12 protein-coding genes are annotated in these 11,749 nt (G+C 66.9%); 8 read left to right on the plus strand and 4 right to left on the minus strand.

The window, feature by feature from the left end; translation table 11 throughout:
* The first annotated feature begins 16 nt into the window (after window positions 1-16).
* The 4 genes from kduD to HEP74_RS00460 all read left to right on the plus strand — a co-directional run bounded on the left by kduD (window position 17) and on the right by HEP74_RS00460 (window position 4,213).
* A complete protein-coding gene (gene kduD / locus HEP74_RS00445; protein ID WP_179570402.1) occupies window positions 17-772 on the plus strand; it encodes a 2-dehydro-3-deoxy-D-gluconate 5-dehydrogenase KduD in 756 nt (251 codons plus the stop codon).
* A gap of 164 nt (window positions 773-936) precedes the next feature.
* Window positions 937-1,593: an RpiB/LacA/LacB family sugar-phosphate isomerase gene (locus HEP74_RS00450; RefSeq protein WP_185814712.1), complete on the plus strand. Its 657-nt coding sequence runs from the start codon at window positions 937-939 to the stop codon at window positions 1,591-1,593.
* 149 nt (window positions 1,594-1,742) lie between these two features.
* Window positions 1,743-2,846 carry a GDSL-type esterase/lipase family protein gene (locus tag HEP74_RS00455; protein WP_185814713.1) on the plus strand — a complete coding sequence of 368 codons (1,104 nt, stop codon included), beginning with the start codon at window positions 1,743-1,745 and terminating at the stop codon, window positions 2,844-2,846.
* Between the two features lie 164 nt (window positions 2,847-3,010).
* Window positions 3,011-4,213, plus strand: a complete 1,203-nt coding sequence (locus tag HEP74_RS00460) for a Fic family protein (protein ID WP_185814714.1) — start codon at window positions 3,011-3,013, stop codon at window positions 4,211-4,213.
* A gap of 29 nt (window positions 4,214-4,242) precedes the next feature.
* Here HEP74_RS00460 and phhA read toward each other — a convergent pair whose 3' ends face one another.
* Entirely contained in the window at window positions 4,243-5,133 is an 891-nt protein-coding gene (phhA, locus tag HEP74_RS00465) for a phenylalanine 4-monooxygenase (protein ID WP_185814715.1), read from the minus strand.
* Between the two features lie 127 nt (window positions 5,134-5,260).
* Here phhA and HEP74_RS00470 point away from each other — a divergent pair, with 127 nt between their 5' ends.
* The 3 genes from HEP74_RS00470 (at window position 5,261) to HEP74_RS00480 (ending at window position 8,312) form a co-directional block, all read left to right on the plus strand.
* The gene (locus HEP74_RS00470) at window positions 5,261-5,740 is read left to right on the plus strand and encodes an Lrp/AsnC family transcriptional regulator (protein ID WP_185814716.1); all 480 of its coding nucleotides are present in this window, start codon (window positions 5,261-5,263) and stop codon (window positions 5,738-5,740) included.
* Between the two features lie 362 nt (window positions 5,741-6,102).
* The gene (locus tag HEP74_RS00475; protein ID WP_185814717.1) at window positions 6,103-6,960 is read left to right on the plus strand and encodes a hypothetical protein; all 858 of its coding nucleotides are present in this window, start codon (window positions 6,103-6,105) and stop codon (window positions 6,958-6,960) included.
* A gap of 20 nt (window positions 6,961-6,980) precedes the next feature.
* The gene (locus HEP74_RS00480; RefSeq protein ID WP_255427833.1) at window positions 6,981-8,312 is read left to right on the plus strand and encodes an XVIPCD domain-containing protein; all 1,332 of its coding nucleotides are present in this window, start codon (window positions 6,981-6,983) and stop codon (window positions 8,310-8,312) included.
* Window positions 8,313-8,624: 312 nt separating this feature from the next.
* Here the strand turns inward: HEP74_RS00480 and HEP74_RS00485 are convergent, their stop codons facing one another.
* The 3 genes from HEP74_RS00485 to HEP74_RS00495 all read right to left on the minus strand — a co-directional run bounded on the left by HEP74_RS00485 (window position 8,625) and on the right by HEP74_RS00495 (window position 10,977).
* Entirely contained in the window at window positions 8,625-9,653 is a 1,029-nt protein-coding gene (locus HEP74_RS00485) for a patatin-like phospholipase family protein (RefSeq protein WP_185814718.1), read from the minus strand.
* A gap of 122 nt (window positions 9,654-9,775) precedes the next feature.
* Window positions 9,776-10,417 (minus strand): NrsF family protein, encoded by a 642-nt coding sequence (locus tag HEP74_RS00490; RefSeq protein ID WP_185814719.1) that lies wholly within the window; start codon window positions 10,415-10,417, stop codon window positions 9,776-9,778.
* Window positions 10,414-10,977, minus strand: coding sequence for a sigma-70 family RNA polymerase sigma factor (locus HEP74_RS00495; protein ID WP_185814720.1), 564 nt, complete (start codon window positions 10,975-10,977; stop codon window positions 10,414-10,416). The genes HEP74_RS00490 and HEP74_RS00495 overlap by 4 nt, the downstream gene beginning before the upstream one ends.
* 484 nt (window positions 10,978-11,461) lie before the next feature.
* On the opposite strand from HEP74_RS00495, the gene bufA1 reads away from it, so the two are divergent.
* Window positions 11,462-11,749: a BufA1 family periplasmic bufferin-type metallophore gene (gene bufA1 / locus HEP74_RS00500; RefSeq protein WP_185814721.1), complete on the plus strand. Its 288-nt coding sequence runs from the start codon at window positions 11,462-11,464 to the stop codon at window positions 11,747-11,749.

Consider the following 11,749-nt stretch of genomic DNA (forward strand, 5'->3'; position numbering starts at 1 on the left):
TCTAGGAGCACCCGCAATGACGAATCCGTTCAGTCTCGAAGGCAAGGTCGCACTGGTCACCGGCGCCAATACCGGCCTCGGCCAGGGCATCGCGCTGGCACTGGCGCAGGCCGGCGCCGACATCGCCGCCGCCGGCATCCAGGCGCCTACCGAGACGGAGGAAAAGGTCAAGGCGCTGGGTCGCCGCTTCGTCGCGATCGAGGCCAACCTGATCAGCATCGAGCCGGTGCAGCGCGTGCTCGACGAGACCCTGGCCGGCCTCGGCCGCCTCGACATCCTGGTCAACAACGCCGGCCTGATCCGCCGCGCCGATGCGGTGGATTTCAGCGAGCAGGACTGGGACGACGTGATGAACGTCAACATCAAGTCCGCGTTCTTCATGTCGCAGGCCGCCGGCCGCCACTTCATCGCCCAGGGCAGCGGCAAGATCATCAACATCGCCTCGATGCTGTCGTTCCAGGGTGGCATCCGCGTGCCCTCGTACACCGCCAGCAAGTCCGGCATCGCTGGCATCACCCGCCTGCTTGCCAACGAGTGGGGCGCCAAGGGCCTGAACATCAACGCCATCGCGCCCGGCTACATGGCCACCGACAACACCGCGCAGCTGCGTGCCGACGCCGCGCGCAACCAGTCGATCCTGGAGCGCATCCCGGCCGGGCGCTGGGGCGTGCCGGAAGACCTGGGCGGCACCGCGGTGTTCCTGGCCAGCAGCGCCTCGGACTACGTCAACGGCACCGTCATCCCGGTCGACGGCGGCTGGCTGGCGCGCTGAGCCAAGCACGCAGCGTGCGCTGCTCCCTTCTCCCCCGGGAGAAGGTGCCCGCAGGGCGGATGAGGGTTGGCCCGCACGCACACCATCCAGATGCAGACGGCGGTCGGCACCACACGCGCCACATCGATCACACGCAACATCTTCCCCCGCAATCGGAGACACCCATGAAAATCGCACTGATGAATGAGTTCAGCCAGGCCGGCAAGAACCCGGTGATCCTGCAGCAGCTCACCGACGTGGCCGGCGAACAGGGCCACAGCGTGTTCAACGTCGGCATGGACGGCGACAACGACCACCGCCTGACCTACATCCACCTGGGCATCGTCGCCAGCCTGCTGCTGAATTCCAAGGCGGTCGATTTCGTCGTCGCCGGCTGCGGCACCGGCCAGGGCGCGATGATGTCGCTCAACGCTTACCCGGGCGTGTTCTGCGGCTACTGCATCGAGCCGACCGACGCCTACCTGTTCGCCCAGGTCAACAACGGCAACGCGCTGGCGCTGGCCTTCGCCAAGGGCTACGGCTGGGGCGCGGAGATCAACGTGCGCTACATCTTCGAGAAGGCCTTCAGCGGCGAGCGCGGCATGGGCTATCCGGCCGAGCGCCGCGAATCGCAGCAGGCCAACGCCGGCATCCTGGCGCAGGTCAAGCAGGCCACCGGCAAGTCCTACCTGGACGGCCTGCGCGCGCTGGACCCGGAATTGGTCAAGCAGGCGGTCGGCGGCGAGCGTTTCCAGCAGTGCTTCTTCGACAACGCGCAGGACGCCGAGATCCGCGCCTTCGTCGCTGGCGTGCTGGGCAAGCCGGAAGCCGCAGCGGCCTGACCCGCAAGACGCCCCTCTCCCGCGGGAGAGGGGTTGGGGTGAGGGCCGAATGGTTCGACCAACCCGCACCGCGCTTGCCTAACGCCTCGCCACACCCGCCGTGACAGCGGCGGCGGCGCAAGCGCAGACATCGCGCACCGGAGCCCGCCATGCGCCTGTTCTTGTCCGTCTTGCTGTCGCTCTGCGCAGGGATCGCCTGTGCAGAGCCGCAGCGCGTATTCATCGCCGGCGATTCCACCGCGGCCGACTACGGCCCCGAGCGCGCGCCGCAGGCCGGTTGGGGCCAGGCCTTGCAGAGCTATCTGGATCCGGCCGCCTGGCAGGTGCGCAACCACGCCAAGGGTGGGCGCAGCGCGCGCAGCTTCATCGTCGAGGGCCGCCTCGACGCGATCGCCAAGGACCTGCGTCGCGGCGACGTGCTGCTGATCCAGTTCGGGCACAACGACGCCAAGGTCGAAGACCCTGCGCGTTACGACGACCCGGACACCGCTTACCCGCAGTATCTGATGCGCTACGTGCATTTGGCCCGCGACAAGCGCGCCACGCCGGTGTTGATCACTCCGGTCGCGCGGCTGCTGTACGACTTCGGTTCCCTGCTCGACACCCACGGGCTGTACACCCAGGCGGTGAAACAGCTGGCCACGCGCGAGCAGGTCGCGCTGATCGACCTCAACGCCAGTTCCACCCGCTGGATCCGCGCGCTGGGCGAGCAGGGCGCCAAGCCGTACTTCATGTTCGTGCCCGAGCAGAACAAGGCCGACGGCACCCACTTCAGCACCGCCGGCGCCACCGCCGTGGCTTGCCTGGTGCTGCGCGACTGGGTGGCGTCGACGCCCGAGCTGAAGCCGGCCTTGAAGCGCGACATCGACTGCGACGTAAGTCAGCCCGCAGGGCAGGGCAGCGAGCCGGCCAAGCCCTCGCGCGTGGTCCACGAGCGCGATATCGGCATCAGTCAGCCCGGCCCGCACGGCGGCGCCGGGCCGACCACCGCGTATCCCTTCTTCGCCGACGACAAGGACCTGCCCTTCGTGCTGCGCAAGCGCGTGCTGCACAAGGGCGCGGGCATCGGCCTGCACCCGCAGCACAAGGACGAGATCTATTACATCGTCAGCGGGCAGGGCAGCTACGTGCTGGATGGCAAGCAGTACGACGTGGCGGCAGGCGATGCGCTTCTGACCCGGGTGGGCAGCCTGCATGCGCTGCAGCAGCGGGGGGAGCAGGATCTGGTGGTGCTGCTGGCGTATCCGCGGTGAAGCCAGCCGGGCAGGGCCCGGCTCTACCGGCGCCAACTTTCAAAAGCGGTGGGAGATTTTGAAGTTTAATGAAGTAAACTTCAAAAATCTTTGCTGCTTTTGAAGGATGGCACGCTAAACTTCAGAAGCGTAGAGTGCTTTTGAAGTTTAGGGCGGAGGGTTCCATGCGACGAGAAGACATAGCGGTCCCACTGCGCCAGTACCTGGTGCCGGTCGAAGGTCGCCCGGACCTGGTGGCCATGACAGCCCCGCCAACGCCGCGCAGGCTACCCGCTGGGCAGTCGGGCAACCGCGAACTGTTCGCTGGCGCCAACGCGGCGCTGGCCCGGCTGGAACAGGCAATGCGCCACTGGCCTGCCCCGGATTTGGTCACCCGTACCTTGGCGCGACGCGAAGCCGTGCAGAGCTCCCAGATAGAAGGGACCCAGACCGATCTGGACCAGTTGCTGGTGTATGAAGCTACCCTTGGCCTCGACGGCCTGCCCGCCGACGTGATGGTCACCGAGCGTTACGTACAGGCGCTGCAGGACGGCCTTGAAGCGGTCAGGGAGCGGGGTAGGTCCGCCATCGACCTTGCGCTGGTCAACCACCTGCACGCAGTGCTGATGCAGGACACGCCCGAGCATTTCCCAAAGGGCAGCTATCGTCAGGAACAGGCCGTTATCGGCCCGTTGGGAGGACGCCCTGAAGACGCACGCTTCGTTCCTTCGCCGCCGGATCGGATCGGCGAGGCGATGCAGGAACTGGAACGGCAGATGCTGCAATACCAGGCGGCAGAAGACGAACAGTTCGAACTGAACATCCTTGCCCAGCTCGCCATCACGCACGCCCAGTTCGAAACCATCCATCCATACAAGGATGGCAATGGACGCACCGGTCGGCTGCTGATGCCGCTGATACTGGCGGCAGAAGGATATCCACCGCTGTACCTGTCTGGCGCATTGCTCCGAAGCAAGGACACCTACTACGAAGCGCTCAACCAGGTGCAGATCAAAGGCAACTGGGTACCGTGGATGGATATGGTCTCCAAGGTCGTGGTGGAGTCGGCGAACGATGCGATCGCCATCGCCGAGGACATGCAGCAGCTTGTAGCAGAGTGGTCGGTGAAGGTAAGCCGCTATCGCGGCGATTCTGTCGCGCGTCGACTTCCCGCGCTGCTGGTCGGCCATCCGGTGGTCACGGCGTCACAGGTTGCTTCGCTGCTGGATGTGTCTGACCGGTCAGCGCTTACCGGCATCTATGCGCTCGAGGAGGCCGGAATCCTGTCGAAGGGCAACGAGAAGAAGTGGGGCAGGACGTACCACGCCCACGCCGTCCTCAAGCGACTCAACCAGCCACCAGCGCGCGTGGCTACGCGGCCGCGTTGAAAGCAGCCGGGCAGGGCCCGGCTCTACGGTTAAACGTCGCCGCCTTCCGCCCAGCCTTCGCCGGTGCCCTTCTGGTACACGCGGTCGCCTTCCTGAACCTCGCCGGCCGGCAGGTGCTCCTGGGTTTCCAGCGCCACATAGAGCGGAGTGAAGTCCGGCGCAGTCGCCTGCATCAGCTGTTCGAAGCTGTCGATGACGAAGTAGGTCTTCTGGAAGGTGTCGATGCGGTAGCGGGTGCGCATGATCCGCGCCAGGTCGAAGCCGATGCGGTTGGGCGCGGCCGATTCCAGCGCGTACAGCGATTCGCCCTTGGACGAGACGATGCCGGCGCCGAAGATGCGCAGGCCGTCGGTGCTGGCGATCAGTCCGAACTCCACCGTGTACCAGTACAGGCGGGTGAGGTTCTGCAGCGCGTCCGGGCCGATGCCGTGCGCCTTGACCCCACCGCGGCCATAGGCCTGCATGTAGTCGGCGAACAGCGGGTTCATCAGCAGCGGCACGTGGCCGAACAGGTCGTGGAACAGGTCCGGCTCGGCGATGTAGTCGATCTGTTCGGGGCGGCGGATCCACCAGGTCACCGGGAAGCGGCGGTTGGCCAGGTGATCGAAGAAATCCAGTTCCGGCAGCAGGCCTTCGACCCCGACCAGGGTCCAGCCGGTGGCGGCGCCCAGCACCTCGTTGAGCTGCTCGAAGCGCGGGATCGCCTGCGGACTCATGCCCATCGCGTCCTGCGCCTGCAGGAATTCGTCGCAGGCGCGGCCGACCAGCAATTCGCGCTGGCGCTGGTACAGCGTGCCCCAGGTGGCATGGTCGTCGGCGCTGTAGCTGTCCCACGGTTGCGCGACCACGGCGGTGGTGTAGACCGGCACATAGCCCTTGTCGGTCTGCTGGTGTTCGACGCGGCGCGGTGCAGTGTCCATGGGCGGCGGCTCCGGTGGGGATAGCGACGATGCTAGGCGACAAGCCACGCAATGAGCTTGCGAAGTTGCGCGATTCCGGCCCCTGAGCGCAAGATTGTTGCAGCGAATCCATGTTGCAGAGCAATAAATGACCGAATCGGCCCTGTTCGACCGCACCGACCTGCGCCTGCTGGCGCTGCTGCAACGGCAGGGACGGGCCAGCAACGCCGAACTGGCCGCGCAGGTGAACCTGTCGCCGTCGGCCTGCCTGCGCCGGGTGCAACGGCTGGAGGCCGACGGCGTGGTCGCCGGCTACGCCGCACGGCTGGTGCCTGGCGCGATCGGCCTGGGCCTGCAGGCGTTCGTGCGCGTGCAGCTGGAAAAGCACGGGCAAACCGGCATCGCCCATTTCGCCGACAGCGTGCGGGGCTGGGACGAGGTCGTCGCCTGCCACGCGCTGACCGGCGACATGGACTACCTGTTGCACGTCTACGTACGCGACCTGACCCATTTCTCCGCGTTCCTGCTGGACAAGCTGCTCAACGCCGCCGGCGTGGCCGACGTCAATTCCAGCTTCGTGCTGCGCACGGTCAAGGACTTCACCGGGTTGCCGCTGCCGCGCGGCTGAAAGGGCGCGCGTCGAGCCGCCACACTATCGCGGCCGGGCAATTGCGACTTCGATGACATGCTCTGCGACCGCTCGGGCACAGCAGCGGCGCCACGGTTGCTGTCACTGCCGTGCAGATCGCCTACATACCTATCGCCTCAATACGAATGGCCGGCTCATCGCGTAGTGACGCGGCGTTGACCGTACGCTATGCGCCGGATGGAAAGTACGGGCCACTGTGGACTGCCAGAACCACAGCGAAACGCGCTTCGCCAGCCTGACGCCACGTTGGTGATATCGAAATCGATGCAGGCGTGGCCCATTCGGCTCCAGGGCGTATGCGCGAACTATAATTGTGTCCCGCGCATCACCGGAGGATGCAGATGAGACGTGCCCCATGCCGCGCCCATTGGCTGTTGCTGGCCATCGGGCTGCCATTGGCCGGCTGCGCCAACCCGGCCGACAAACCGTCGCGCACCACCACCAACGAACAGGGATGTGTCATGAAGCATCACGATGGCCCTCAGGATCCATTCAAGACGCCGCCGCCGCTGATGGATACGTGCCTGGGTCCGTACACGTTGCGGATTCCGGCCAACTATTTCGGCGACCAGATGGGGCCGAACTTCGACGGCAGCTTCGGCCTGTACCTGGAATATCCGACGCTGGAGCCGTTCGCGCCTGGCGAGCGCAGTCATCTGAGCCTGGATGTGGCAACGCGCACGGTCAACATCGGCTACAGCTATCTGGATCGGGTGGACACGCATGAATATCTGCGCAGGGAGTACACGCCCGATCCGGGTGAAGAGGAAAATCCAGAAGAACGACTCGATGATCGCATTGAGGGCGAACCGGCTTACGGCTTGACGCCGTACTACGCGGATCTGCCGAAGTTCATGGAGTACTACAGAGCAAAGGGATACAGAGAATCCGCTCCCGTGATGCAGGCCGAGCATCATGAGGATTGGTATGTAAAGCGAAATGGCAACGGTGAGATTGAAACGCTGATCAAGTGCACCTCGCGCGAGGTCACGCAGTCCGGGGTGGCCTATGTCGATGGCAAACTCGTTCGCAGCAAAGAAGATGCGCTACCCGTTTGCAAGCACTTCTTCATCATTCCCGAGTTGAAGGTTGCTGTCGACATTCGCTACGTGCGTTTCGCACTTGCGGACTGGAAGAGGATCGAGGACAGGGCGCGTAGTGCGGCGCGTCAATTCATGGTCGAAAAGGCTGACAAGTAGGTCAATACACGGAGGTTCGAATGGCTGGTATCACGCAACAAGACATCAATGTGCTGCGTCACTACGCAGACAGCGGCAATCGTGAACTCTATTGGAATTATCTGGCCCACAAGGACGGCAATGATGGCTATGGTCTCCTCGCATTAGGCGTAGTCCGAAACGACAATGCGCCCGGCGCGACCGCCAACGTGTTTGCCGACAGCCAGGCACGGCGCGATGGCGTCAGCATGAGCGAGCGCGAGTGGAACAGTTTCGGTGTCGACCTGATGCGCTCCGATCTTGAACGGCGCCAGCACTACGAAAGGAGCGGCCGCCCGGAACTCGCCCTCAATCTGCCGGTGAGGGATGTCGAAGACGTTCACGACGCAAGCTTCCAGAAAAGGCACATCAACCCCGACGCCTGGACCCCGCGCCAGCTGCTCGATGCCGCGCGCCGCCACGGCGGTGAAGCCGAGGCGGAGAAGGTCTGGTCGATGATGCTCGACAACTCCGCACTTGGAGTGAGCCGGGCCAGTGAAACCATGGTGGACGTTGGCAAGTACGACGATGCGCAACTCAATGCGCTTTCCTATACGTGGCGGATGACGGCCGCGCGCATCGGGGCGAGCCATACGCTGCCCATCACCGACCCGGACCGGATTGGTGCGCCGAATTTTTCCTACATGTACGACCAACAGACGCGCGGCTGGAACACGTGGGTCAGCGATGGTGAGCAGACCGTGGTGCAGCCAGTGCGCGACCCGCAGCAACTCCTCGAACTCGACGACACGCGCGCGCTACGCCTGGAGCGCCAGCAGCTGCGGCAGCAGTTCCATCCCGACGATCCGTACCGGCAGCAGCCGGTCCTGCGTAGTCCGCAGACATTGGCCGAGGCCGATCCGATGGAGCCTGCACGTGGCGGCGAGTCGCTGGCGGCGCGCGCTGCCGATCCTACGCAAGCGGCTCACCCGCGCAATGCGTTGCATCAGCAATGCGTCGCCGGCACGCACGCGCTGGACCAGCAGCTCGGGCGCAGCCCCGACGCGGACAGCGCCTGCATGGCCGCCAGCCTGACCGATCTGGCCGCGCGCAGCGGCCTGGAGCGGGTGGATCATGTGTTGTTGAGCGAGCGCGGACGCACTGCGCAAGCGGGCGAACTGGTGTTCGTGGTGCAGGGCGACCCGAAGGATCCGGCGCACCTGCGCGCGCAGATGCCGAGCGAAGAAGCGGTGCGCACGCCGGTCGCGCAGTCGTTCGAGCGGCTGGCCGAGTTCGATCGGCAGCAGGCGCTCGCACAAACGCAGGTAGCCATGCAGCAGGATGTGCAGCAGCAGGATGCGCAGCGCCAGAGCACGGCGCCAATCCGGATCTGAGCGAAGCCGCGGGAGAGGGGCTATGGACGCCCGGCTATTCCTTCTCCCATCGGGAGAAGGTGCCCCGCAGGGGCGGATGAGGGTACGGGCGAAGCCTCTTGCACCCAACTCCGCGAGACGCTGCACCCTCACCCCAACCCCTCTCCCGGTGGGAGAGGGGCTATGGGCGCTCGGCTATTCCTTCTCCCCTCGGGAGAAGGTGCCCCGAAGGGGCGGATGAGGGTACGGGCGAAGCCTCGCATACCCAAATCCGCGAGACGCTTCGCGCCGTACCCTCACCCCAACCCCTCTCCCGATGGGAGAGGGGCTAGCTCAGTCCTGCTTCTTGCACGGATCGTCGCGGCCGATCAGGCGGCCCAGGCGCGAGCGCGGTTCGCATGGCGCGGGCGCCGGAAGCGCCGCCTTGGCTGCGGCGGCCGCGGCCGCCGCGCGCTGTTGCTGCAGTTGCGCCAGCTTGGCCTTGATCTGCGGCATCGCCGCCAGCGCGGCCTTCTCGCCTTCCAGGATGGCGGCGTTGCGCTGGGCGAAATCGGCGGCGCCGATGTCGTTGACCTTGGGCCGGATCACGATGTCCGCGCGCGCCAGCTCCTGCTGGCCGAGGCGCTGGCCCATGATCGCGATCGACTGGTTGACGATGCCGAGCATGCCGGCCGGGTTCTTGCCGCTGGCCTTGCTGGAGATGTCCACCGCGACCACGAAGTCGGCGCCGAGCTGGCGCGCGGCGTCCACCGGCACCGGGCTGACCACGCCGCCGTCCACGTAATGGAACTTGCCGATGGTCACCGGTTCGAACACGCCGGGAATGCTGCTGGAGGCGCGCACCGCCTGGCCGGCGTTGCCGCGCACGAACACGGTGCGCTCGCCGTCTTCCAGGCGCGTGGACACCGCGGCGAAGGGCTTGGCGAGCTTCTCGATCGGCCGGTTCTTGAGCTGGGCGTTGACGTAGTCCTGCAGCGCCTGGCCTTGCACCAGGCCGCCGGAGAACAGGCGCATGTCGCGGATGCTGGTCTCGTCCAGCGCCACCGCGGCCTGCTGCATCTGGAATGCGTCCATGCCGCTGGCGTACAGCGCGCCAACCACGCTGCCGGCACTGGTGCCGGACACCACCACCGGCTCCAGTCCGTTGGCCTGCAGCATCTTGATCACGCCGATATGGGCGAAGCCTTTGGCCGCACCGCCGCCCAGGGCGATGCCGATGCGCAGCGGCTTGGCCGCTGCGGTCGGCGCCGGCCCCACCACCACCGGTGCCGGCGTCGCCGGCTTGGGTTCGCCGCCGCACGCAGCGAGCAGGCCGAACAGGGACAGGGACAGGAGCAGGCGCGGGGAACGGAAGGCGGTCATGGATGCGGCGTCGAGGAAGGAGAGGGCGGAGCCGGCGCGAGCATACCGGGATCGGCCTGCACCGCCCACGACCGGAGGTCATGCCAGCTGGCGCACGCGGCGCCGAGCGAACGCGCCGCCGGCTACCAGCGCAGCAGGCGCGGGCCGAGGGCGGCGCCGAGCGCGGTCGGCAGCGCCATCCCCAGCACGTACCACAGCGCCCAGAACGGGACCGCCATCTCCGGGCAATGCAGGCAATAGGCCGTGGTCGCCAGGGCGCCGCCGAGCAGTCCGCCGGCCGCGCCGGCCGCGCGCAGGCGGGTCGGCGCCAGTCCGCGCAAGGCCCAGAACACGCTGGCGAAGGTCGGAATCGACAGCAGCGCGATGTTGAACGGGCAACTGTGCCAACTCTGGCCCTGCAGCAACGGCAGGCGCAGTTCCGCCGGCGCCGCCCACAGCGCGGCGATGGCCGCGATCCACAACGTGACGACCGGGACGCCGATCGCGATGGCGGCGGCGCCGACCCGCCTCCCCGGCGTGGCCAGGCGCCAGGTCGCCAAGCCGGCACCGGCGGCCATGCAGGTGGCGAAGCTCAGCTTCGCCCAGAACGCCGGATGCGCAGCGGCGACCGTCAGGTCCGGGCGGAGACCGAAGACGGCTGCCGCCAACAGCAGCGCACCCAGCAGCCCGCATGGCAGCGCCAACGCGAATCGCCGGGCGGAGGCATGCCGGTCCACGCGCAGCGGTTCCTGCGCCAGCAGCGCAATCAATTCATCGGTCTTCATGTCGTACTCCTGATCTTCAGCGCCAGCGCCTTGAGTCCGCGATGCACGCCGACCTTGACCGCGGATTCGGACATGCCGGTCAGCCGGGCGGTCTCGCTGACCGACAGGCCCTGCAGCTTCACGTGCACGATCGGCAGGCGGTGCCGGTCCGGCAATTGCTGCAGCAGCCGGCCGATCTCATGGCGGGCGTGCGCCGGCGCGTCGTCGGCATGCGCGAACAGATCGTCCGCGGCGTCCAGTGGCAACTGCAGCGGGCGCTTGCGCGCGTGCGCCCGGTAGAAGTCCAGCAGCTTGTAGCGGGCGACCGCATACACCCACGCGGTCAGCGGTTCGCTGCGGCGGTAGGTGTGGCGGCTGTTGTGGATGGCCAGCAGGGTCTCTTGCAAGATGTCCTCGACGTCATCGGGCGCGTGGTGCAGGCGGCGGCGCAGGAAAGCGCGCAAGTGGGCGCTGAGTTCGTCCAGGAACGTGCGGTAGTCGCGCGCGTCGCCCTCCAGGCCGGCCACGAACAACAGGCGCAGACGCACTTCCACCGCCTGCAGCGCGTCCAGCCGGCTCATCGCGCCACGCGGCCGGCGGCCTGGGACGGGACGCGGCGGGAACGGCGGATCGGCATGCAGCGTTCTCCAAGGCGGCCTGGCGCACGCCGGACAGGCAGGATACGACGGCAATGGCCTTGCCGCTGGAGTCGCACCGGACGTCGGCCCGTTGGTGCCGACGCCACCCTGGCCGCGCCTGGTGCCGCACTCGGCCGTGCCAGGCGCGCCACGCACGCGCCCACCGCCGCGACGCATGGCGCCGCGGGCGCAGGCCATGCGGTCACGGCCGCCACCGGTGTCTGGCTGTTCACTGTCGCTTCTTGTCTCTGGTCATGACCGCGGTAGTTCGTCGCATGCGCGGTGGCGGTTACAGCCGTCGGCCGAATATTTTTTCCGCGCATGGGCGGCCGGCTGTAACCGCTGCGGCGTTCGCCGCGAATGCAGGAGGAACCGGGCCGCAGCGTGCGCCCGGCCCGTCCATTCCCTTTTCCGCAGGAGCATTCCCATGAACGTACGCAACGCCGCCGCGGCAACCCTGACCCTGGCCGCCCTCGTCGCCGGAGCCGCGATGGCACAGGGCGCCAATCCCTCCGCGCCGCCCAAGCCGATGGAGAAGTGCTACGGCATCGCCAAGGCCGGCCAGAACGATTGCAAAGCCGGTGCGGGCACCAGTTGCGCGGGCACGTCGAAGCGCGACTACCAAGGCAATGCCTGGAAGAACGTGCCGGCCGGCACCTGCGTCGGCATCAAGACACCGAAAGGCCACGGCACGCTCACCCCGGTCGACGGCTGA

The organism is Xanthomonas sp. SS (genome assembly GCF_014236835.1).
In the GTDB taxonomy this organism is placed as follows: Bacteria; Pseudomonadota; Gammaproteobacteria; order Xanthomonadales; family Xanthomonadaceae; genus Xanthomonas_A.